At 60.0% G+C, this 17,859-nt stretch carries 36 protein-coding genes and 1 pseudogene; 18 read left to right on the top strand and 19 right to left on the bottom strand.

The features are described 5' to 3' along the window. The first annotated feature begins 68 nt into the window (after positions 1-68). Positions 69-311, top strand: coding sequence for a hypothetical protein (locus tag AC19YX_RS27395; protein WP_500607479.1), 243 nt, complete (start codon positions 69-71; stop codon positions 309-311). On the opposite strand, the gene AC19YX_RS27390 is transcribed toward AC19YX_RS27395, so the two are convergent. The 19 genes from AC19YX_RS27390 to AC19YX_RS27300 form a co-directional block, all read right to left on the bottom strand. Beyond that, complete coding sequence (locus AC19YX_RS27390) at positions 308-769, bottom strand: hypothetical protein (protein WP_500607478.1); 462 nt, start codon at positions 767-769, stop codon at positions 308-310. The genes AC19YX_RS27395 and AC19YX_RS27390 overlap by 4 nt on opposite strands. Beyond that, entirely contained in the window at positions 762-1,235 is a 474-nt protein-coding gene (locus AC19YX_RS27385; RefSeq protein ID WP_500607477.1) for a hypothetical protein, read from the bottom strand. Before AC19YX_RS27385 ends, AC19YX_RS27390 begins: the two co-directional genes overlap by 8 nt. After that, positions 1,235-1,405, bottom strand: coding sequence for a hypothetical protein (locus AC19YX_RS27380; protein ID WP_500607476.1), 171 nt, complete (start codon positions 1,403-1,405; stop codon positions 1,235-1,237). The genes AC19YX_RS27385 and AC19YX_RS27380 overlap by 1 nt, the downstream gene beginning before the upstream one ends. Then, a complete protein-coding gene (locus AC19YX_RS27375; protein ID WP_500607475.1) occupies positions 1,402-1,875 on the bottom strand; it encodes a hypothetical protein in 474 nt (157 codons plus the stop codon). The genes AC19YX_RS27380 and AC19YX_RS27375 overlap by 4 nt, the downstream gene beginning before the upstream one ends. Then, positions 1,872-2,177 carry a hypothetical protein gene (locus AC19YX_RS27370; RefSeq protein ID WP_500607474.1) on the bottom strand — a complete coding sequence of 102 codons (306 nt, stop codon included), beginning with the start codon at positions 2,175-2,177 and terminating at the stop codon, positions 1,872-1,874. The genes AC19YX_RS27375 and AC19YX_RS27370 overlap by 4 nt, the downstream gene beginning before the upstream one ends. 9 nt (positions 2,178-2,186) lie before the next feature. Next, on the bottom strand, positions 2,187-2,588 hold the full coding sequence (locus AC19YX_RS27365; protein WP_500607473.1) for a hypothetical protein: 402 nt from the start codon (positions 2,586-2,588) through the stop codon (positions 2,187-2,189). Between the two features lie 2 nt (positions 2,589-2,590). Continuing rightward, positions 2,591-3,199, bottom strand: coding sequence for a 3'-5' exonuclease (locus AC19YX_RS27360; RefSeq protein ID WP_500607472.1), 609 nt, complete (start codon positions 3,197-3,199; stop codon positions 2,591-2,593). Between the two features lie 64 nt (positions 3,200-3,263). Then, the gene (locus AC19YX_RS27355; RefSeq protein WP_500607471.1) at positions 3,264-4,091 is read right to left on the bottom strand and encodes a DNA translocase FtsK; all 828 of its coding nucleotides are present in this window, start codon (positions 4,089-4,091) and stop codon (positions 3,264-3,266) included. A gap of 9 nt (positions 4,092-4,100) precedes the next feature. Further along, positions 4,101-4,301: a hypothetical protein gene (locus AC19YX_RS27350; protein ID WP_500607470.1), complete on the bottom strand. Its 201-nt coding sequence runs from the start codon at positions 4,299-4,301 to the stop codon at positions 4,101-4,103. 5 nt (positions 4,302-4,306) lie between these two features. Further along, complete coding sequence (locus AC19YX_RS27345; RefSeq protein WP_500607469.1) at positions 4,307-5,203, bottom strand: recombinase RecT; 897 nt, start codon at positions 5,201-5,203, stop codon at positions 4,307-4,309. Next, complete coding sequence (locus tag AC19YX_RS27340) at positions 5,200-6,012, bottom strand: PD-(D/E)XK nuclease-like domain-containing protein (protein ID WP_500607468.1); 813 nt, start codon at positions 6,010-6,012, stop codon at positions 5,200-5,202. The genes AC19YX_RS27345 and AC19YX_RS27340 overlap by 4 nt, the downstream gene beginning before the upstream one ends. Further along, on the bottom strand, positions 6,009-6,227 hold the full coding sequence (locus AC19YX_RS27335) for a hypothetical protein (protein WP_500607467.1): 219 nt from the start codon (positions 6,225-6,227) through the stop codon (positions 6,009-6,011). The genes AC19YX_RS27340 and AC19YX_RS27335 overlap by 4 nt, the downstream gene beginning before the upstream one ends. Before the next feature lie 125 nt (positions 6,228-6,352). Beyond that, positions 6,353-6,877, bottom strand: coding sequence for a hypothetical protein (locus AC19YX_RS27330; protein WP_500607466.1), 525 nt, complete (start codon positions 6,875-6,877; stop codon positions 6,353-6,355). After that, positions 6,874-7,008 carry a hypothetical protein gene (locus AC19YX_RS27325; protein WP_500607465.1) on the bottom strand — a complete coding sequence of 45 codons (135 nt, stop codon included), beginning with the start codon at positions 7,006-7,008 and terminating at the stop codon, positions 6,874-6,876. Before AC19YX_RS27325 ends, AC19YX_RS27330 begins: the two co-directional genes overlap by 4 nt. Further along, positions 7,005-7,265, bottom strand: coding sequence for a hypothetical protein (locus AC19YX_RS27320; protein ID WP_500607464.1), 261 nt, complete (start codon positions 7,263-7,265; stop codon positions 7,005-7,007). Before AC19YX_RS27320 ends, AC19YX_RS27325 begins: the two co-directional genes overlap by 4 nt. Further along, the gene (locus tag AC19YX_RS27315) at positions 7,262-7,549 is read right to left on the bottom strand and encodes a hypothetical protein (protein WP_500607463.1); all 288 of its coding nucleotides are present in this window, start codon (positions 7,547-7,549) and stop codon (positions 7,262-7,264) included. Before AC19YX_RS27315 ends, AC19YX_RS27320 begins: the two co-directional genes overlap by 4 nt. Positions 7,550-7,572: 23 nt before the next feature. Next, entirely contained in the window at positions 7,573-7,713 is a 141-nt protein-coding gene (locus tag AC19YX_RS27310; RefSeq protein WP_500607462.1) for a hypothetical protein, read from the bottom strand. A 373-nt stretch (positions 7,714-8,086) separates the two neighbouring features. Next, positions 8,087-8,740, bottom strand: coding sequence for a hypothetical protein (locus tag AC19YX_RS27305; RefSeq protein WP_500607461.1), 654 nt, complete (start codon positions 8,738-8,740; stop codon positions 8,087-8,089). Then, complete coding sequence (locus tag AC19YX_RS27300) at positions 8,740-9,456, bottom strand: XRE family transcriptional regulator (protein WP_500607460.1); 717 nt, start codon at positions 9,454-9,456, stop codon at positions 8,740-8,742. Before AC19YX_RS27300 ends, AC19YX_RS27305 begins: the two co-directional genes overlap by 1 nt. Positions 9,457-9,545: 89 nt before the next feature. On the opposite strand from AC19YX_RS27300, the gene AC19YX_RS27295 reads away from it, so the two are divergent. The 17 genes and pseudogenes from AC19YX_RS27295 (at position 9,546) to AC19YX_RS27215 (ending at position 17,807) form a co-directional block, all read left to right on the top strand. After that, on the top strand, positions 9,546-9,734 hold the full coding sequence (locus tag AC19YX_RS27295) for a Cro/CI family transcriptional regulator (RefSeq protein ID WP_500607459.1): 189 nt from the start codon (positions 9,546-9,548) through the stop codon (positions 9,732-9,734). 2 nt (positions 9,735-9,736) lie between these two features. Next, positions 9,737-10,045, top strand: a complete 309-nt coding sequence (locus tag AC19YX_RS27290) for a CII family transcriptional regulator (protein ID WP_500607458.1) — start codon at positions 9,737-9,739, stop codon at positions 10,043-10,045. A 95-nt stretch (positions 10,046-10,140) separates the two neighbouring features. Beyond that, positions 10,141-10,719 (top strand): annotated as a pseudogene (locus AC19YX_RS27285) (hypothetical protein); the annotation flags it as partial. A gap of 73 nt (positions 10,720-10,792) precedes the next feature. After that, positions 10,793-11,545, top strand: coding sequence for a hypothetical protein (locus AC19YX_RS27280; protein ID WP_500607457.1), 753 nt, complete (start codon positions 10,793-10,795; stop codon positions 11,543-11,545). Further along, a complete protein-coding gene (locus AC19YX_RS27275; RefSeq protein ID WP_500607456.1) occupies positions 11,538-11,981 on the top strand; it encodes a RusA family crossover junction endodeoxyribonuclease in 444 nt (147 codons plus the stop codon). Before AC19YX_RS27280 ends, AC19YX_RS27275 begins: the two co-directional genes overlap by 8 nt. Further along, entirely contained in the window at positions 11,978-12,250 is a 273-nt protein-coding gene (locus AC19YX_RS27270) for a hypothetical protein (RefSeq protein ID WP_500607455.1), read from the top strand. Before AC19YX_RS27275 ends, AC19YX_RS27270 begins: the two co-directional genes overlap by 4 nt. Next, positions 12,228-12,581, top strand: coding sequence for a hypothetical protein (locus tag AC19YX_RS27265; protein WP_500607454.1), 354 nt, complete (start codon positions 12,228-12,230; stop codon positions 12,579-12,581). The genes AC19YX_RS27270 and AC19YX_RS27265 overlap by 23 nt, the downstream gene beginning before the upstream one ends. Positions 12,582-12,591: 10 nt before the next feature. Then, positions 12,592-12,852 (top strand): hypothetical protein, encoded by a 261-nt coding sequence (locus AC19YX_RS27260; RefSeq protein ID WP_500607453.1) that lies wholly within the window; start codon positions 12,592-12,594, stop codon positions 12,850-12,852. A gap of 120 nt (positions 12,853-12,972) precedes the next feature. Further along, positions 12,973-13,224, top strand: a complete 252-nt coding sequence (locus AC19YX_RS27255) for a phage holin family protein (RefSeq protein WP_500607452.1) — start codon at positions 12,973-12,975, stop codon at positions 13,222-13,224. Next, entirely contained in the window at positions 13,221-13,733 is a 513-nt protein-coding gene (locus AC19YX_RS27250) for a glycoside hydrolase family protein (RefSeq protein WP_500607451.1), read from the top strand. Before AC19YX_RS27255 ends, AC19YX_RS27250 begins: the two co-directional genes overlap by 4 nt. Beyond that, positions 13,733-14,173: a lysis system i-spanin subunit Rz gene (locus AC19YX_RS27245; protein ID WP_500607450.1), complete on the top strand. Its 441-nt coding sequence runs from the start codon at positions 13,733-13,735 to the stop codon at positions 14,171-14,173. Before AC19YX_RS27250 ends, AC19YX_RS27245 begins: the two co-directional genes overlap by 1 nt. Before the next feature lie 76 nt (positions 14,174-14,249). Continuing rightward, positions 14,250-14,477, top strand: coding sequence for a hypothetical protein (locus AC19YX_RS27240; protein WP_500607449.1), 228 nt, complete (start codon positions 14,250-14,252; stop codon positions 14,475-14,477). Positions 14,478-14,524: 47 nt separating this feature from the next. Continuing rightward, positions 14,525-14,905 carry a hypothetical protein gene (locus AC19YX_RS27235; protein ID WP_500607448.1) on the top strand — a complete coding sequence of 127 codons (381 nt, stop codon included), beginning with the start codon at positions 14,525-14,527 and terminating at the stop codon, positions 14,903-14,905. 4 nt (positions 14,906-14,909) lie between these two features. Then, complete coding sequence (locus tag AC19YX_RS27230) at positions 14,910-15,110, top strand: hypothetical protein (protein ID WP_500607447.1); 201 nt, start codon at positions 14,910-14,912, stop codon at positions 15,108-15,110. After that, positions 15,107-16,708, top strand: a complete 1,602-nt coding sequence (locus AC19YX_RS27225) for a portal protein (protein WP_500607446.1) — start codon at positions 15,107-15,109, stop codon at positions 16,706-16,708. Before AC19YX_RS27230 ends, AC19YX_RS27225 begins: the two co-directional genes overlap by 4 nt. Beyond that, entirely contained in the window at positions 16,705-16,950 is a 246-nt protein-coding gene (locus AC19YX_RS27220; RefSeq protein WP_500607445.1) for a hypothetical protein, read from the top strand. The genes AC19YX_RS27225 and AC19YX_RS27220 overlap by 4 nt, the downstream gene beginning before the upstream one ends. A 2-nt stretch (positions 16,951-16,952) precedes the next feature. Next, positions 16,953-17,807: a hypothetical protein gene (locus tag AC19YX_RS27215; protein ID WP_500607444.1), complete on the top strand. Its 855-nt coding sequence runs from the start codon at positions 16,953-16,955 to the stop codon at positions 17,805-17,807. Positions 17,808-17,859: the final 52 nt, after the last annotated feature.

The raw sequence follows: 17,859 nt of genomic DNA, 5'->3' as shown, positions 1-17,859 counted from the left end.
TTCAGGTTGGTTCAACTTGGCTCAATATAGTTCAGAGTGGTTCAACTTGGTTCAAATAAGGAGGGCGTGTGTCACATAATCGGGATGTGCCAATCGAACATGAATACCGTGGGCAGAAGGTGTTTCTGAAGTTCGAGTGGGAGCGGCCAAACGATGTGGCACCGGTCCTTTTCCGGGTGATTGAGTCGAGCGAGATTCCCGGGTTTGGGAATGTGGCGGCGGAGATCGCCGGCCCCTGGCAGGACTACCAGGCCGCCCTGGCAGATGCGATGGCAGCGGCCGAACGTTGGATCGACTGGCAACTGACTTAAGCGGGATGCTCGCCCTGGGGCTGGGCGGCTTCCAGTTCTTCAATGCGGTCGGCTTGATCGCTAAGCATCGTCACAATGTCATCGCAGCACGTTGCGTAGACCTCGCGGCCGTCGCCGTCACCTGGAACAACATCCAACAGGATGGTCCGAACATCGGTATTAGGGTCCGGCTTGGCGAGAAGGGCGGGTTGCTCTTCACACTCCGGACAGCTCCCAAGGCCTTTCTCGACGTAGTGGCCGCTGGGCAATTCGTCCTTGTCCTTGTCGTCTATTACGCCCGAGTCACCGCAGCCCCTGCAAACTGGCTCGCCCTGGTTCTGGGCGGCTGGCTTGCCGAGAAGGGCGCGCAGCTCATCACGCTTCAAGCTGGCGTACTGGGTCACATGCCGGCTTGGGCCGATGTCGTCCAGCCACTTTTGCAATGTGGCACGGGGCACGCTGATCATTTCGTTACTCATGGCTCGCGCCCTCGGCGCTGTAGGGCTCGCCGCATTTCGAGCAGCCCTCAGTAAATGGGATGAACTCGTGCACACAGCCCTCGGCGGTTGGGTTGAGTGCGGCGTCGCTGTTCTGGTACAGGTAAACGATCAGATCGCTCAGGGATTTCCGCCGCATCCCAAGACTTGCATCCCTGACCTTTTCCGCCATCGTCAGGGCCTCGCTGAGGTGTCGACGATAAACCGAGCAATTATCAGCACGACTTTCTGCCAGCTCTTTGAGCGCCAGCTTCACGTGATTCAGTCGTTCAACCTCTGCCTGCAAGTCATCGGCGCGCTGATCGGCTACCGTCAGGCGCTGTTGCAGTTCCTTTTCACGGCTCTGGCCTTGTTCGATCTTCTGGTTGAAGTCGCCAGCGTGGACCCAGAAACCAAGCCTGGGCGAATCGATCACGTCCTGCTTGGTCAGTCGCTCTACATTGCTCATCACTGTTTCTCCCGCGCGCTCAGCTCGGCCATGGCCAGCTGGCGCGCTCTGCTGCATTTGTCGTGGTTGCCGTGGGCCCGCTGCTTGTTGCACTGGTCGCACGTGAAGTTGAGATCGATCGGCTTCATGGGCCGCCCGCGGATCTTTGTCTTGCGGCGAAGGGCGGTCATGCTGGCGAGGCCTTGATAGCCAGCTTGCCTAGGGCCCGGACCAACCGTTTGGCATGGCCGAACTCTTGGCGAACCAGCTTTCTGCGCTCGATCAGCAGCCAGGCGGCCAGGCAGTGCTCGCACTGGTATGCATCCGCCACATGGTCGCCGTAGCCTTCCAGCTCGGCGCGGATCTCGTCGTCACGCAGCTTTCGTTCGCGGTCGTAGTCGCCACCGTCATGTGTCGCGACCTGAAGTACCTCATGCAGGTGGTGTCGAACACGCGATCCGTCCCATAGCCGCTTATGGTCCGTCTCGCTAATGTTGATGAAGCCGCCGTGAATGTCGTTACCCTGGTATGCCTCAATGGTGACTGGGCACTTCTCCAGCTCTACCACGATGCCCTTTTTGATCTTGGTAAGTTCTGCTGCGGCTGATTCGTAACGAATAAGTGCGGCGACTGCGCGCTCGCCCAACGGCTTGTTCTTCATGCCGCCCCCTTCAACAAATCAATGACGATCTTCACGCCGCTGGCCACGCTGGATGGCTGGGCCAGGGCGTACCGGGTCAGGTCGGCAATGGCCTTGGTGCGGATGGGCTCCCGGCGAATGGAGGAACCCAGGGCCTGGACAAAGCCCACGGCGAACTGCTTGCCCTCCAGTTCCATGACGCGGTTGATGGGGCCGGTGATGACCAGGGCGGGCAGCGGCGGGTTGGCCAGGATCGGCGGGAGCAGGGCGGCGGTCGACTTTTCGCGGGCACGTTCAAGCGCCCGCATTGCTGTTGGGTTCATGATCTTTTCTCAGAAGGCGAACAGGTCGAGCTGTCCGCGAGCACGCCGCAGAATGAATAGCTCAGTTTGTCCAAGGCTGTAGAGGTTGAAGCCGGAGCAACCTGGCTGATATTTCAGGCGCTGTAGAAGGCGGCCATTCGCCAGGCGATACCCGTTGTAGTAGCACTTGTGGTGGGTAACTTCTCCGCCGTGGATTACCCGGCAATCGAAGTTCACACTGTCACCGTTTTGGGTGACCCGTTTAACCATGACCTCGCACGGGCCCTCGTTGTCGCGAATGACGTCGCCTGGTTGAGGCAGGCTGTCAATCAGTGGGAGCCCGGGGTTACGTATTTGCAGGAAGTACGCCCACAGGCCCGGATCTTTCTGAATATTGGCTTCTGCCTGCCTCACCCAAGCTTCGTCATCCATGGTCATGCCACCTGAGCAGGCGGGTTCATGGCGAAGTAGATGCGGGCGCATGCTTCGGTGTCGGGCCGCGCGCGGTGGCCACCGACCAGCGCTTCGCCGGTGAAGTGCAGCAGGGCCTCGGCTACGGTCGGAACCTTGAACTGCTTGCCGAAGCCGGCGGCGATCATCTTGGCGGTGGGCGGGCACTGCACCAGGTTCTTGCTCGATTGACAGGTGCAGTACCCGGGCGTGGCCTTGAAGGCGTCGGCCGCTTCCTTGCCCCGGTAGCGAGACAGGGCAATGCGCATGATCCGGTCGTCAAAGGCGATGTTGTGTGCAATGCGTAGGCCTGCGCGGTCATGAATCGCCATGAAGCCGTCCAGCGCTTCGGCTTCTGGGATACCCATGTCCATGGCCATTTCCGTGGTGATGCCGTGGATAACCGCTACTTCGTTGGGGATCACCCAGCCATCAGGCCGGACCATCGCTTCGAACGAGTCGACCAGGGTGCCGTTGGCGTCGTAGGCCAGAATGCAGATGTCCACCAGGTGGGGCTGGCGCGGATCGTCGCTTGGTTCGCGGAACAGCGGCAGGCCGGTGGTTTCGGTGTCGTACGGGGTCAGCAGATTCATGGGGCACTTTCCTTTGGGCGATAGAAAGGCGCCCGTAGGCGCCTTGGGATGTTGCGGGGATGGGCTAGACGACTTCGTCCAGGGTGGCGATGACCTTGAAGCTGTGGTCAAACGCCGATTCACCCTCAGTTTCGATCTCGAGCACCTTGTCATCGAGCAGGCGCAGCAGCAGGGTGCCTGTCTTGTCGCTGTCGATGGCCAGGCGGCTCTGGACCCAATGGCCCTTGAACGCCTTGCTGTTGGACTTGAGGACGATCAGTTGCTTGGCGTCGTCGTAGGTGAACTCGCCGAACTCTTTGTCCATAGCGTCTGGAGTTTCACGATTATTAACGCCGGTACGCTCGGCCAGTTCTTCGGCGGTGCCCAGTCGATTTTCCTGGCCGTCCGGCTCGTCTGGTCCATCCGGACGCTTGTCGAACAGGCTACCGGTCAGGTTGCTGACGTGCAGTGGCAGGTCTGGCTGGTCGCGGTCTGGCTGGATGAAGTCCAGGCCTTCGCTGTAGTCGTCGGGCGCCATAACCAGCAAGCAAAGGTGGCCGGCGCTGTCGATCAGGTCGTGGCGGTTTGGGTCCTTGGCATCAACGATCGATGTCAGCGTCAACTGCTTGGAGTTGAATTTGACCTCTTTCATCATCATCGGGATGGTGGTCACGTTGCGCGAGCTGATGATAGCGATGGCCGTCATAACCGCCTCTTGCGCGGCCTCGGTGAGTCGGTCGATCACCTCCTGCTGCTGGCCTTCGTTCAGCTTGCTGTATGGCGAGTGCAAATTTTTCAGTTCAAATAGGCCGGCGCTTACCAGGTCATGCACCAGCAGCTCATGGGCGAGCATCGAAGGTGGTGTGTCCAGCAGTTGGGCCCGCTCGATAATCAGCTTATGTTCAGATTTCATGGGCATTCCTCAGTGCTTGGCGATGCGCTCAAGCTTCGATTGTTGAGCCGGGCTCAGGTTGGTGTGGGCGCCGTAACGCTTGAAGCTGGCGCGGATGTTCTCGACGAATTCCAGTTCCCAGCCGCCGCTGGCGTGAAGCTCAGCAGAGGCCAGGATCCCGGCGAACTCCTCGACACTGTCGTAAATGTCGAGGATGGATTGGGCGGCCATGGCGGTTACTCCCGGCGCGATTCGTAGCCAGGAAGATCATCGGGGATGATTTCGCCGGTCTCGGGGTCTACGTGCTGCACCTGCTCGACTGCCCCCTGATCTTTCTGTTCAGGTTCTGGCGACCGCGATGGCTGATCGTCCATGTCGATGACGATTCCGTTTTCAATCGTGGCGCCACGACCTTGCTCGGCGGCATGGCTGACTGCGATCGCGTTGGAGACCTCGACAGAGCAGGGCATGTACTTCAGCACCTGCAATAACGGGATCTTGCGGCAGTACATTTCCCAGTCGCGGAAGCTGTAGTGCTTCTTCCCGACCTTGTTGTACTTGTCGCGGTGCTTCGTGATCTTGCCCACCGTCCACAGCTCAATGACCGGCATGTTGGCGCCTTGCACCCAGCCGATGGCAAAGGCGTGGGTGATGTCGCTGGCGTCATCAAGCTCGGTTTCGTTGTGAATCACCAGGTCGCGGCGCGCGCCGTCGGTGTACGTGTACTGCTGATCCTTGAAGATCACGCCGGTGTAGACCGTTCCCCGGCCGCTGCGCGCCACCAAATCCACAAGCCCCTTCCAGCCTGGGACAAAGGTGCAGGTGGTGCCGTACGGGATCAGGAAGCCCGCGCCATTAACGCCGGGCTCCAAGCCGAGCTGGGCGGCGGTCATGATCGAAGCTGCGATGCTCTGGTGGCTGCAACGCTGGAGCTGTTGGGAGGTGCTGAACGCGGTCAGCGCAAGGCGTGACATGCGGTCGGCGGTGAGGTGTTTCGGCAAGGCCAGGGCCAACTGGCCTTTGAGCCTGTCCATGAAGTTGCCGAGTTGGGCGACCGGCGAAAGCTGGCGCCCCTCGCTGCCCTGGGTCTTGCCCAGGTCCGATTGGGAGAATGGTGCAGGTTGGTTGCTCATGTGCGTTCCTTGGCCCAATAGGGCAGAGATAGGGTTTCGATGCCGGACCATTCACCGGTGCGCATGCAGTCGGCGTAGGTGGATAGGTTGCGTTGGTAAGTGTCGCGGCCCACGGCCTTGCCCTCGGCGTCGAGGACGAACAAGCGCACGGGGTACTTGCCGCATTCGATGCTGGTGCTGACCACCAGGAAGATGAATCCCTGAGGCTCCTCGCCGAAGTGAGCCGCGTAGCCGTCGCTGTAGTAGCTGTCTTGGACGTGGTAGCGGTACTCGTAGAACGAGCGCTCAAACTTCTTCATGTCGGCAGTGGTTTTGACGTCCAAGATCCATCCCATTCCTGGGATTACCTTGTCTGGCCGGCAGCGGCACAGCGCGTCGTGTTCTGGGTCGCTCCAGTAGATGCTGGCTTCTGCATCGCCCTGGGCCTCCAGAAGCCATTTGGCTTGGGGGTGAGCCATGACGCTTTCACGCATTAGGGCAATTTTCCTGCCCTCGTCGGGCATCAGGACCTTCTGGCCAGTTAGAGTTGATTCGAACTCTGCCCACCGGTCTTTGCCGACTTTTGTGTTGCGTGGAGAGTCGGCCGGCCCTACCGCAAATTCGGCGGCGTAGCGCTCAGGCTCCAACAGGTAAGCATGGGTTGCGTCGCCCACCACCAGGGCCGATCGGCTTTCCTCGTCTTCCGGTGCAGCCTTTGCCCACTGAAAAAGCGCCGGCGACTTGTCGATCAGGTCTAGCTGGGATTTTGAGACCCCCGGGCCGCCGTGGTAGTCGGCGTTCGGCAGGCTCTGGTAGTAGCCGGGGTTCATGACCCACCCCGGGCGGCCAGCATGGCGTCGGCAACTTGGTAAGCCTCTTCGGCAAGCTCAAAGCCATTCCGCCCGGCGGTTTGGCTGTCGGCACAAAAGCCTTGCATGGCCTTGGCCGCGAAGTAGTCGCGCAGTCGCATGCCTTCGTAATTCGTGCAGAAACTGCTTTCGCGGGTAATCGGAAAGGCCGCCCCGCCATCTGTTTTATTGGACATGGTGTTTACCTATTGAGTAATCAGGCCGCCGATTGCGGGGCCGAGAAGAACGATTAGGACGAAGGCCAGGCCGGTTATGGCCGACGCCCAGCGGATGGCGCGGCGCCGTGAGCGCTGGCGGGTGGTCATGGCGCTGTCTGCTTGCGGTAGTTGGCGTCGTACAGCGCATACAGGCCGTCTTTTACATGGCCCTCAAATCCGGAATTCCACACGGACAGCATTTCTTTCACCGCGTTGTCTCGTGCTTCGAACGCGATCTGCTCGGGCGTGCGCACCGGCCTGAATTCATCCGCCCAGGCCGGCCGGCTTGTCTCCAGGCTGAAAACGAGAATTTCGCCAGGGGAATCTGGCAAAGCGCTATGAACAACCTTTGCGCGCTGCCAAAAATACGTGGTGTTGCCCAGGCCTGGCATCATGACTTCAATCTCGATCCCAACAGGCGGCAGGCCTTCGCCGGTCCAAGCCTTGGTGGTTACATCAGAGCCGTCAGGCGCATGGCAAAAGCACCACCCAATCAGCGGCTTTGAATCAAATCGGACGTACGCCTGCCAGATTAGCCACATGTCGTTCTCATCTTGCTTAAACCAGGCATTTCGCGCCGAGCAGTGATGTGTTGCGCCTTCCGGCGCCTTGCTCCAGTTGGGTTTCATGTAAACCTCGCAATCAGCATGCCGCGCCGCACTTCGATGCGTAGCGGGCGGGGTAGATCGTTGACCAAAAAAAAGCCCTGGCGGCGCAGGGCTTCGGTCAGTTGTTTGGCGGTTCGGCAGATGATCGTCATGGGGTCCGTCCATATTGCTGCTGAAACTCTGCCATGCGGCTGGCTGCGCTCAGCCGGTGCAGTACCTGGCGCCGGGCCGACACCGCGTCGACAACTCGCTGTGTCAGCTCGACCGATTCGGCCTGGCTGATGAACCCGTGGGCCAGGTTCGCCTGGATCATGCCTTCGCACAGGTCCGTGTCCGGGTAGCTCGACTTGGCGATGCGCTCCAGCTCTTGCTCCACCATTTCGATGGAGCGCCGATACTCCCGGCTCATGCTGCCCACCGTTGCCGGCGGGTGTGGGCGTCAATCTCGACCCACAGCGCCAGTTCGATCTGCAGGCCGTACTGGTGGGCCACCACTGGCAGTTGCCACTTCGGCACGTCCATACGCACCCCGTCGCCGTCGTAGCAGATTCCGGAGAGCACTTTGAATTCCAGCTCCCGGCTGCCCAGGCAATCCCAATCGCTTTGCCAACTGCCCGGGCTCGCCGGCGTGTTCTCGCAATGGGTCACCTCCACCTGGAGAACAAACCCCTCAACAACTATTTCGTGTTCCATGGTCGCCTCCAGGGCGGCAGGTTTTAGGCGCGGCGCGCTTCAGCCATGCAGGCGTCGCGGGTGTCGGCTGCCAGGTCGGCGGCCCAGAAGCGGCGGGCGCGGACATGGGTAATGATGTCCCGGTTCGCGGACCGGGCTTTCTGTACGAGTGCTTGCTTGTTCATGGCTGTTGCTCCGGTTGGTTTCCCAATGCACCCGGGTAACCAGGTGCATCAGTGAAAAATTCCGGTGTTTCCTTCTCTCCAGCCGCGACCCTGTCCGCTGGAAAACTGATTCGGGGCTTTGCGCTGCGCACCCTGGGACAGTTGCCATCCCTCTGGACCGTTGAGGCCGGTCCATCGCTTGCCTTTGCTGCTGGGCCGGTGGTGATCCGGCAATGGGTGCATCTAAAGAGCGGTGGCTTTCGCCGGGGTCCGCATATGCAAGCGAACTTGCATTTATAAAAGCATGCTTGTACTTCATATGCAAGTGACCTTGTGTTTATTTCCTTGGGACGAAAAAAAGCCCGCTCATGGCGGGCTGTTTCTGTGGGTTGGGTTAGAAGCGTCGTCTTACCTTCCAGGCGCCACCACTCCAAGTGGGCTCAAGCTCTGCGCACAGCATAAAAACAGGCTCGCCCGTCGATGGGTTCACCGGTCCTATCATCGCCGCGCAGAGCTTGCCGGCGATTTCTGTCGGTACGTCTTCACTCAGGAATGCGGCTGTGGATTTTTTTGGACCCCCATCGGTTGGGATGTTAATCACAGCAAATGACCCTGAGTCCTTTGATCGACTTGTTGCTACAACCAGGCAAGGGGTCAGTTCGTTTTCAACAAGGGCGGTGTCCATATATTTGCAGATGTACTCAAGCGCGGCCGCACCATCCTTGAAGTGAAGCTGTGCGGGAGGTGCAGGCTCATGAGCCTTAGCCGTGCTTCCTGACTTGATCCACCCAACCAGCCGGTATGTCACCTTGTCATACAAGAACGATGAAAGCAGGCCGATTATTGCAATCCATGCCCCGTAGCCGGCTGACGGATATCTTCCGAAGCTGCGGCGCTCAAAGAGCACTGCCTCAAGCCATGTTTCAAGAATGTCACTTGATCGATATGCGTTATCGGCTATTTGATATATGCCGAAAAATGACATTAATAGCCCCGCAACAAATACAAGAAACCCCACTCTTTTTAAGGGGGTATTTAGCCCTTTCATTACAGCTTCCTTGCGTTCCAGGCCAGAAGCACGCGGGCATGAATAATCATGTCTTCAAGCTCGGCGCCTTTGATGTCGTAGGGAGGGAAGGTTTCATTATCCGAGATCATGCGCAGCATCTTCGGAAGGCGCTGCAACCGCTTGATGTACAGCATTCCATCAAGTGTAAAGACGTAAACACCATCGACCACCACCGAGTTGACACCCTGATCAACAATCAGCGGATCTCCACTGGAGAAGGTGTCCCCCATGCTTTCGCCGAAACCTGTAATAACCGACAACTGATCGGGATGGGTGTAGGTAATTCCCTGTTCGCGCAGGTACTCAGTTCGCACTGTGATATTGCGGACTGTCTCGATGTATTCCTTTGGCAGAACCTGCCCCGGCCCCATAGATCCCACCACGTCATATTGGGGGATATCAATCTCATCTTCCTTTCGGTGGCGGCCGAAATCGCCCATCACAACGTTATCCATGGCACGTCGCCTCGGTGGTTCGCCTGCACCTTCCAACAGCCAGTCGACAGTGGTGTCTAGACCGTGGGCCAGGGCCAACAGGTTGTCATTCTTGATATTGCCGGTGTCACCTGCAAACCACTGGCGCACGGCTTCGTAACTGACTCCACACGTGTTGGATATCAGCCTCTTTACGCCTCGCACGCCTGTTTCAGGCTTCCGTGCCAAGACAAGTTTGGTCATTCGATCTGTGATGTTCATTTGCCCAATCTACAAGTTGGCTTGCCAAGCATGCTTGCTTAATAAATACAAGCATGCTTGAATTTGGCGTACGTGCATTGGAGGTGCCCATGAAACGCCAGAAAGCGATTGATCATTTTGGCTCCATTCCCAAGCTCGCCCAGGCCTTGAAAATTACTTACGAGGCTGTGCGGCAATGGGGGGATGAAGTCCCCGAGTTACGCCAGTACCAGTTGGAAAAAATCACCAATGGAGCACTGAAGGCCGGCGATGACAGCCAACCTCAGTCGGCGGCTTGACCATGTCGACGAACCCATTGAACCAAGAGCAGATCGTAAGGGCCCGCAAGAACTATTCAGTTCTCATGCAGCGCCTTGCATCGATCGGTAATGGCCCGGTCGCGCTTGCAGTCGGTTGCGATGAGGCGACTATCAGCCGAATGAAGCCGGAGAAGTTCGAGCAGTTCGCCCAAATCCTGGCGGTGCTTGATCTGAAAATCGTGCCCGGTGAAATGCGTTGCTTCAACCAGCGGGATATTGAAGCGATCTTCCACCAGGCCAAGCGTTGGATGGAACACGTCCAGCACGTTGACCAACTGGAAGAGGACTGACCGTGCCTTCCTTCCAGATCAATGACGCAGAGTGGGGCGCGCTGGCTGATGAGCCTGCCGACGTCTTCAAGTTGTACTGCGCCATTCGCCGGTTCATGGATTACAGAACGGGCGTGTCTGGACTTAAGCGGCGACTGAGCGAGCAAATGTTCCGCGAAGAGCTGTATATTGCTCCCACGCGCGGCCGTCATGAGTCTGGATCCCCTACCAGGCAAAAGGTCAGATCGCTGGTTGATCGCCTGATCAGCCTTGGTGCAATAACCCCAATTGGACCCCTTGTTTATCAGCTGCCAAATGCGGACTGGGATGGTGCGTCCAAATCATCAGCAACCGATGAACAACCAGATCAGCAACCAGATCAGCAACCACCAGAAAAAACGGTAAGGCCCAATGAGTTCGGGGGGATAGACGAAGAGCCAGAAGGATCAACAACCGGATCAGAATCAGCAGACCCCCTGATCAACAACCTACCTCCGATATCCGTTAATCCTATTGATGGTATTACCCGCGAAGGCCGTTTCCCGATGCCGCTCGATGGCTGGACCGTGGACGAAAAAACTTTCAAGGCCATCGCTTTCAAAAACTCGGTACCAACCTCTGCGCTCACGACCGAGGTCCTTGCCGCGTTCACTTCGTACTGGTGGGCACGCCCCGAGAAAGAGCAGTCCCAGGCCCAATGGGAATTCCAGCTCGTCCAGCACTTGAACAACCTCATTCAACGCGCCAAATCTAGCGGGAGCACCGCCAATGGACACGTTCGACCTGAAAACGCTGCCAAAAACAATCAAGGCCGTGATCCCCAACCAAATCAACGATCAACTCGGAAAGGCCCAAGATCAGTTCCAGACCAGGTCCGAGACGCCATTGCCGATCGAGAAGCCCGAGAAGCTGCCGCAGCGGCTGATGGACAACTTATGGATCAAGATGAGCGAGATGTACGGCCACCGCTGGACGTCGAATTTCGGCGTATCAGCTGACCCCGGCCATTCATGGGCATCTGTGCTCAAGGGCATCACCGGGCAACAGATCGCCAATGGCCTGAATGCTCTGGTGGAAAAGGCGGACGAATTCGACTGGCCACCACCGGCGAACGTCTTTCGTGCCATGTGCCTACAGGTGAAGGGTCTGCCATCGGAAGCTCAGGCATGGGACGAGGCCCGCTCAGGCACGTACAGCCACCCAGCCGTGCGCATCGCCGCAGAAGCAACCAGCACGTTTGACCTTCACGCCGGATCGAGCAAGGACAAGGCCCTGCGCCAGCGCTTCGAACGCAACTTCGCAATCGTCATGCGTCGCGCCCAGACCGGCCAACCGCTTGAAGGGCGAATCGCCAAGGGCCTGAGCCACGACAGCATGCGGCCGCGTGAGCAGGTCCAGCTCGAACACTCCCGCCAGGAAGCCGACCGCATTGTCGACGTCCTCGAAATCCCAAAAGACCCCAACGCCTGCCGCGCCTTGCTGCTGGCCAAGCTCGGCATCCGGAGAACCGACCATGTCTGACCTCAAGCCAGTTGAATTCAAGGTTCCCGGGGAGGCCGTGGGGAAGGGCAGGCCACGGGTGTCCACAGTCGGCGGCCATGCCCGCATGTTCACGCCAAAGAAAACCGCCAACTACGAAACCCTGATCGCCATGTCAGCCCAGCAGGCCATGCAGGGACGCGAGCTGATCCCAGGCCCAGTGCTGGTGGAAATGAAAATTATCGTGTCCGTCGCACAGTCCTGGTCGAAGAAGAAAACCGCCGCTGCGCTCGCCGGCGACGTCATGCCGACCAAGAAACCCGACGCCGACAACGTGCTCAAGGCCATCTGCGACGGGATCAACGGCATCGTCTTCAAGGATGACGTGCAGGTGGTCAATGTCTCCATGTCCAAGCGCTTTGGCGAGACCCCGGGCGTCCTGGTCCGCGTTGTTCCGCTGGTGGGAGAATCGTCATGAGCAAGGTTCACTGGCACTGCACCGAAGTCGGTGTTGACGGCTGGCTGCTGATCGCCGCCGACCAAGACCTGACCGGCCCCAACGACCCAGAGAGCATGTTCGGCTTCCGCCGAGCATTTCACCCGTTCCAGCTCGACGAGGACCCGCAGGCGCTCGCCAAGGCTGTTTTTGAAATGAGCGAAGTTATGGGCCGGGCGAGTGCGTTTCCCCTGCCTGCCTCGCGTGCGCGCGCGTTTGGTGACCCCCATGAAGCCGCCACAAGTGCTTGAGCAAATGCCGCTGTTCGCGGAGCCGCCCCGGGTGTCCATCGCGCAGCTGGTCCTGCACACGCCTGCTGCACCTGCGCGCCCAGGGCCGAAGCGCATCGACTGGTTCCGGGTCATCACTGAGGTATTGCGCGGCGGGCATTCGATCCAGAGCGCTGCCGACGCAATCGACGTGGCCCGCACGACGCTGATTGGCTGGAAGCAGGGCGCAGAGCCGCGCTACAGCGAAGGCGAACGCCTGGTGCTGCTCTGGTGCCAGATCTCCGGCGAAAGCCGGGACAAACTGCCCATGGTCGCCGCCGGCGACTGGTGGGCCTATCACTCAAAAGCATGAGGTAACACCGATGACCCAAGAAGACGAAATCCGCGCAATCAACCTGGCTGATGCTGCTGGGCGAGCAGGGAACAACGGGCAGCATGTGCTGGCTGATCTGCTTGCTGCCGAGGCAGAGAGGATGTTGCGGCCAGCAGGAGGCACGTCTTTCGAGGAATGGTGCACCCCGCGCAAATACAGCCTGGAGCGTTACGAGGGTGCCTACGTCAGCAAGATGACCCAGGAATTGCACGACCTATGGGTGACTGCTGGCGGTGTGCCAGTCAAATAGTCGGGATTCCGACACCTGACCCCGACGACTCTTGCCGTCATCGCAGCCCAGCCACCACGCGCTGGGCTTTTTTTTGACTCTGGAGGCCCGACCATGAAAGCCCCAGTCAGGAGTAACAGCATGGCCAACCCTGCGCCGGAAAGCATCGTTGAGGCAGTGGGCATTTCAGTTGCCAATAAGGGGCTGATTGCCGGTGGTGCTACCGGCCTTTTCGGCTGGCTGTCCCAAGTGAACTGGATCGGTATCACTGGCGTAGTGGTCGCTGTGCTGGGCCTGGTGATCAGCACGTACTTCCAGATCCGCCGCGACCGCCGGGAAAACGCCGAGAGCCAGGCGCGCATCCAGGCCCTGCGCGATCAGTGCCAGCGATGAGCCAGGTACGCAACCGCATAGCAGTGAGCCTGCTGACCATGAGCCTGGCCGGCTTCGGCGCCTGGAAGGCCAACGAGGGATTCACCGACCACGCTGTGATCCCCACGAAAGGCGACGTGCCCACCCTGGGCTACGGCTCCACGCGCTACGAAGACGGCGCACCAGTGCGCATGGGCGACACCATCACCCGGCCCCGGGCCGAGATCCTGGCCCGCAACCTGAACAGCCAGGCCGAGAAGGAGTTCGCCGCCAGCCTGCCAGGCGTGAAGCTCTACCAGGAAGAGTTTGATCTCTACATGGACTTTGTCGGCCAGTACGGCATGGGCACCTGGCGCAAGGGTTCCCCACGCCGCTACCTGATCGACGGCAACTACGTCGGCGCCTGCGAGGCGCTGCTGCTGTACCGGTTCGCCGCCGGCTACGACTGTTCGACCCCAGGCAACAAGCGGTGCCCGGGCGTCTGGTCTCGCCAGCTTGAGCGCAACGCCAAGTGCAAGGCGGTGCAGTGATGACCCGCTATATCGTCTTTGGGCTTTCTGTAGCTTTGACCCTGGCGCTTTGGAGGCTTGACCATGTCAGCGGTAGCCTTGAGGTGTCATCGCAGCGTGTGCGCGATCTGGAGGTTCAAGCCAAAGCGTACGAACAGGCGATCACCGCCCGCGACTCCATCGACACCCAGTACCAGGAGGCTGTCCGCAATGCCGAAGACTCGAAACCTCACCTTGTTGCTGACCTCAACACTGGCGCTCGCGTCGTGTACGTCCGCGCCACCTGTGTGCCAGCCAATCCCCAGTCCGCCGGCGGCGCTGATGCAGCCACCCCCCAACTTGCAGCTGATGCTCGACAGGATTATGCCGACCTCGTTGCCGCCCACAGCAAAGTGACGGCTCAGGTGCTGGGCCTGCAAGACTTCATCACCCGTGCGTGCAAGCGCACCGCCTCGCAATAGTCGGGAAACCGACACCCCACCCCCTTGATGCTTGGCCCTCAATCGTTGATTCCCCATCAGCCAGAGGGCTTTACCCATGCCAGTAGCAACCCCGCGCCGCGTCGACGCCAACGACCTTAGCCAGGCCACCCAACTCACCGACGCCATGTCGCGCCTGATCACTGCGAGTCCAGGCTCGAACAGTGCCGAAGTACAGGCAGCCGTCAACAGCCTGCTGGTGGATATGGCTGCGTTCACCAAAGAACTGATCAAGACCCCGCTGCCGGCCGCCCCCGAAGCGCTCAAGGGCACTGCCGCCGAGTAACCCCATTGCCCGGCCCTGTGCCGGGCTTTGCTCATCAGGAGAAACACATGTCAGCCCCTAGCCTGATCGTTCAAACCCCAGGCGAGCCTGTCGCCGCCACCGCACCCAGCACCAGCGCCGCTACCAAGCAAGCGCTGTACGTCGCCAAGCACAACGGCGGCGGGCGCTGGCGGATCTACTCCACCGCCATTGACGACTGGTTCAGTGACTTTGTTGTCACCGGCGAAGGCGCCAAGGATCTGGCCGAAGCCGAAGCCGAGCGCTTGAACGCTGGCGGCGAACCTCATGCCAAGCCAGAAGAAGCCCCGGCCGCGCAGGCGTCGAGTCCCGCACCCAGCACCAGCGCCGTCGACGCCACCACCCTGAAACAGGCCGTTATGACCAGTGAAGGCTGGTTGTGCCCCGAAACGCCAGCAGCCAAGGGGTAAGACCATGGGAAGTAAACCGAAAGCCCCGAAGGTGGTCGCGGCACCAGATCCAGCAATCGAGGCCCAAAAGGCCGCCGATGAAGCCGCGATGAAGGCCAACGAAGAAACCGCAACCCGCAAGAAGCGCAAGGCCGAGAGCAGCCTGCTTTCGTCCGGCGCCCAGGGCAGCGTCCTCCAACAAGGCAAGAGCACCCTAGGCCAATGAACGCAGACCAGATCGCCAAAACGCTGAGCACCTTGAAGTCTCTCCGCTCGCCGCATGAGTCGGTCTGGCGCGATTGCTTCGACCACAGCTACCCGATCCGGGGTAGCGGCTTTTGCACTGAACAGATCACGGCCATGGAGGCGCAGATGCGCAAGGCCAGGATGATCGACGGCACCACCACAGACGCGGCACGGATTCTGTCGTCCGGCATCATGTCCGGGCTGACCCCGGCCAACTCGCTGTGGTTCGGCATGGACGTCGGCCAAGAGAGCGAGGACGAACGCCGCTGGCTGGACGACTCGGCCGACATCCTCTGGCAGAACATTCACGCATCCAACTTCGACGCGGCCGCCTTTGAGGGGCTGATAGACGTTGTGTGCGCCGGCTGGTTTGCCCTGTACATCGATCAGGACATGGAGAAGGGCGGTTTCACCTTCGACCTGTGGCCAATCGCGAGCGTGTACTGCTCGGCATCCAAGGCCGGGGGCAAGATCGACACCGTGTACCGCGAGTACAAGCTCACCGCAGAGCAGGCGGTCAACGAGTTCGGCGAAGAGAGTTTGAGCGATGCCACTCGCAAGCTGGCCAAGTCCAAGCCGCAGGAAATGGTTCGGTTTGTTCACGCCATCTACCCGCGCAGCACGTACATGGTTGGCGCTCGGCTGGCCAAGAACATGCCTATCGCTTCCTGCAAGGTCGAGGTTGAGGCCAAGAAGCTGGTGAGCGAGTCGGGCTACCACGAAATGCCGGTGGTTGTTCCGCGCTGGATGATGATCCCCGACAGCGTGTATGCCGTGGGCCCGGTGTTTGACGCGCTGCCGGATTCCCGCACGCTGAATGAGCTGTGCCGTATGGACCTGGCCGCAGGTGACCTGGCCATCGCCGGCATGTGGATTGCCGAGGATGACGGCGTGCTCAACCCCCGAACCGTCAAGGTCGGGCCGCGCAAGATCATCGTGGCCAACTCTGTAGACAGCATGAAGCCGCTGCAGAGTGGGTCGAACTTCCAGTACGCCGAGACCAAGATTCAGCGCCTGCAAGGCTCTATCCGCAAGATCCTGATGGCCGACCAGCTCCAGGCCCAGGACGGCCCGGCGATGACTGCCACTGAGGTGCACGTGCGGGTGAACCTGATCAGGCAGTTGCTCGGCCCGGTCTATGGCCGCCTGCAAACCGAGTACCTGCAACCGATGATTGAGCGGTGCTTTGGCATCGCCTACCGCGCCGGAATCCTGGGCCAGGCGCCCGAGTCGTTGGCCGGTCGCAACTTCACCGTTCGCTATCTGTCGCCCCTGGCCAGGTCTCAGAAGCTGGAGGAGGTCACCGCCATTGACACATACGTGGGCGGCGCGATGGCCATCAAGGCCGCCGATCCGACCTCGGAAATCATGGACAACATCGACATGGACGAGGCGCAGCGCTTCAAGGGCGAGGCCCTGGGCGTACCGTCCGCAGTCATCCGCAGCAAGGCCGATCGGGACAAGCTACGCGCAGACCGCGCCCAGGCGCAGCAGGACGCCCAGGAGCAGGCGCAGCAGCAAGTCATGCAGCAGCAGGCCAGCGAGGCAGCAATGAAACAGCAGGGGGCCGCAGCGTGAAGATGACACCAGAGCAGACCGACGCGATGTTCAAGCGCGTATTCGAGGATCACCACGAAGGCGCTATGTGCTTTGAGTTGCTTCTACAGCGCTTCGCCAAGAACGCCTGCACCGTGGGCGGCATCGACGCGATTCTCACCACCTACAAGCAAGCCGGGGCCCGCGAGGTCCTGGATCACGTTGTACTCCGTATCAACCGTGCCAACGGCGTCCAAGAAGACGCCAACGACCAAGAGGGTTAACGATGAACTGGTTTATTCATGGCCGCCTGGGCCACTTTTACATGGCCGAAACCACCGAGGGCGAGCCGGGATCGCTTGGGGTTCCACCAGTGACAGCGCCAGCAGCACCGCCAGCTGGCTCCGTGCTGGCCGCCGGCGCCAACACCACCGACTACATCCCCGAGAAGTACCGGACCAACAAAGAGGACGGCACCCTTGATCTGGAAGCGTCGAGCCGCAAGGTTGCCGAAGCGTACAAGCACCTCGAAACCCGCCTGGGTTCTGGCGATGTTCCGCCCAAGACTGCCGACGAGTACACCGTCAAGCTGGAAGGGGTCGAGGGCTTCGACTGGGACGAGTTCAAGGCGGACGAGGGCACCCAGTCGTTCCTGAAAGGTGCACACGCCAAGGGCCTCAACAATGACCAGGTGCAATACGTCATCGGCGAATACCTCAAGGCGGCGCCAGGCCTGATCGGGGGCGCGGCAACCTTGGACCGCGACGAATGCATTGCAACCCTCAAAGAAGCATGGGGCGGTGAGCAGGCTATGGCCGGCAATATTCGTGCGTCCTATCTGGCGGTCGAGGCTTTCGCCAGTGAGCCAGGCAAGCCGGGGAACCTGGAAGTTCTCATGAATAAATACGGGAAGGATCCGGACTTCATCGCCTTCGCAGCCAACATCGGCAAGGAACTCAAGGAGGACCGCGCTATCAACGGCGGCGCCCAGGTCAGCGAGGCTGATTTTGCTGTCAAGACGGCTGAGTTGCGCCAGCAGTTGCAGGTCCTGCCAGCGCATGACCCTAAGCGCGCAGGCATCCAGGCTCAACTGGATGACATGTACAACAAGAAGTTCGGCAAACCCGCATCCCGCCTGTAAATCCCCCGCTTCAAATAGTCGGGAAACCGACACCCTCAATGCACAAACATCG

This window comes from Pseudomonas sp. MF09150, assembly GCF_059862355.1.
The sequence above is the reverse complement of the archived record's forward strand: the minus strand, read 5'-3'. Positions and strand labels throughout refer to the sequence as shown.

Bases quoted from the DNA above. Each gene is read 5' to 3' on its own strand.
- AC19YX_RS27390 (WP_500607478.1), bottom strand. From the start codon at position 769: ATGAGTAACGAAATGATCAGCGTGCCCCGTGCCACATTGCAAAAGTGG.
- AC19YX_RS27385 (WP_500607477.1), bottom strand. From the start codon at position 1,235: ATGAGCAATGTAGAGCGACTGACCAAGCAGGACGTGATCGATTCGCCC.
- AC19YX_RS27380 (WP_500607476.1), bottom strand. From the start codon at position 1,405: ATGACCGCCCTTCGCCGCAAGACAAAGATCCGCGGGCGGCCCATGAAG.
- AC19YX_RS27375 (WP_500607475.1), bottom strand. From the start codon at position 1,875: ATGAAGAACAAGCCGTTGGGCGAGCGCGCAGTCGCCGCACTTATTCGT.
- AC19YX_RS27370 (WP_500607474.1), bottom strand. From the start codon at position 2,177: ATGAACCCAACAGCAATGCGGGCGCTTGAACGTGCCCGCGAAAAGTCG.
- AC19YX_RS27365 (WP_500607473.1), bottom strand. From the start codon at position 2,588: ATGGATGACGAAGCTTGGGTGAGGCAGGCAGAAGCCAATATTCAGAAA.
- AC19YX_RS27360 (WP_500607472.1), bottom strand. From the start codon at position 3,199: ATGAATCTGCTGACCCCGTACGACACCGAAACCACCGGCCTGCCGCTG.
- AC19YX_RS27355 (WP_500607471.1), bottom strand. From the start codon at position 4,091: ATGAAATCTGAACATAAGCTGATTATCGAGCGGGCCCAACTGCTGGAC.
- AC19YX_RS27350 (WP_500607470.1), bottom strand. From the start codon at position 4,301: ATGGCCGCCCAATCCATCCTCGACATTTACGACAGTGTCGAGGAGTTC.
- AC19YX_RS27345 (WP_500607469.1), bottom strand. From the start codon at position 5,203: ATGAGCAACCAACCTGCACCATTCTCCCAATCGGACCTGGGCAAGACC.
- AC19YX_RS27340 (WP_500607468.1), bottom strand. From the start codon at position 6,012: ATGAACCCCGGCTACTACCAGAGCCTGCCGAACGCCGACTACCACGGC.
- AC19YX_RS27335 (WP_500607467.1), bottom strand. From the start codon at position 6,227: ATGTCCAATAAAACAGATGGCGGGGCGGCCTTTCCGATTACCCGCGAA.
- AC19YX_RS27330 (WP_500607466.1), bottom strand. From the start codon at position 6,877: ATGAAACCCAACTGGAGCAAGGCGCCGGAAGGCGCAACACATCACTGC.
- AC19YX_RS27325 (WP_500607465.1), bottom strand. From the start codon at position 7,008: ATGACGATCATCTGCCGAACCGCCAAACAACTGACCGAAGCCCTGCGC.
- AC19YX_RS27320 (WP_500607464.1), bottom strand. From the start codon at position 7,265: ATGAGCCGGGAGTATCGGCGCTCCATCGAAATGGTGGAGCAAGAGCTG.
- AC19YX_RS27315 (WP_500607463.1), bottom strand. From the start codon at position 7,549: ATGGAACACGAAATAGTTGTTGAGGGGTTTGTTCTCCAGGTGGAGGTG.
- AC19YX_RS27310 (WP_500607462.1), bottom strand. From the start codon at position 7,713: ATGAACAAGCAAGCACTCGTACAGAAAGCCCGGTCCGCGAACCGGGAC.
- AC19YX_RS27305 (WP_500607461.1), bottom strand. From the start codon at position 8,740: ATGAAAGGGCTAAATACCCCCTTAAAAAGAGTGGGGTTTCTTGTATTT.
- AC19YX_RS27300 (WP_500607460.1), bottom strand. From the start codon at position 9,456: ATGAACATCACAGATCGAATGACCAAACTTGTCTTGGCACGGAAGCCT.
- AC19YX_RS27295 (WP_500607459.1), top strand. From the start codon at position 9,546: ATGAAACGCCAGAAAGCGATTGATCATTTTGGCTCCATTCCCAAGCTC.
- AC19YX_RS27290 (WP_500607458.1), top strand. From the start codon at position 9,737: ATGTCGACGAACCCATTGAACCAAGAGCAGATCGTAAGGGCCCGCAAG.
- AC19YX_RS27280 (WP_500607457.1), top strand. From the start codon at position 10,793: ATGGACACGTTCGACCTGAAAACGCTGCCAAAAACAATCAAGGCCGTG.
- AC19YX_RS27275 (WP_500607456.1), top strand. From the start codon at position 11,538: ATGTCTGACCTCAAGCCAGTTGAATTCAAGGTTCCCGGGGAGGCCGTG.
- AC19YX_RS27270 (WP_500607455.1), top strand. From the start codon at position 11,978: ATGAGCAAGGTTCACTGGCACTGCACCGAAGTCGGTGTTGACGGCTGG.
- AC19YX_RS27265 (WP_500607454.1), top strand. From the start codon at position 12,228: ATGAAGCCGCCACAAGTGCTTGAGCAAATGCCGCTGTTCGCGGAGCCG.
- AC19YX_RS27260 (WP_500607453.1), top strand. From the start codon at position 12,592: ATGACCCAAGAAGACGAAATCCGCGCAATCAACCTGGCTGATGCTGCT.
- AC19YX_RS27255 (WP_500607452.1), top strand. From the start codon at position 12,973: ATGGCCAACCCTGCGCCGGAAAGCATCGTTGAGGCAGTGGGCATTTCA.
- AC19YX_RS27250 (WP_500607451.1), top strand. From the start codon at position 13,221: ATGAGCCAGGTACGCAACCGCATAGCAGTGAGCCTGCTGACCATGAGC.
- AC19YX_RS27245 (WP_500607450.1), top strand. From the start codon at position 13,733: ATGACCCGCTATATCGTCTTTGGGCTTTCTGTAGCTTTGACCCTGGCG.
- AC19YX_RS27240 (WP_500607449.1), top strand. From the start codon at position 14,250: ATGCCAGTAGCAACCCCGCGCCGCGTCGACGCCAACGACCTTAGCCAG.
- AC19YX_RS27235 (WP_500607448.1), top strand. From the start codon at position 14,525: ATGTCAGCCCCTAGCCTGATCGTTCAAACCCCAGGCGAGCCTGTCGCC.
- AC19YX_RS27230 (WP_500607447.1), top strand. From the start codon at position 14,910: ATGGGAAGTAAACCGAAAGCCCCGAAGGTGGTCGCGGCACCAGATCCA.
- AC19YX_RS27225 (WP_500607446.1), top strand. From the start codon at position 15,107: ATGAACGCAGACCAGATCGCCAAAACGCTGAGCACCTTGAAGTCTCTC.
- AC19YX_RS27215 (WP_500607444.1), top strand. From the start codon at position 16,953: ATGAACTGGTTTATTCATGGCCGCCTGGGCCACTTTTACATGGCCGAA.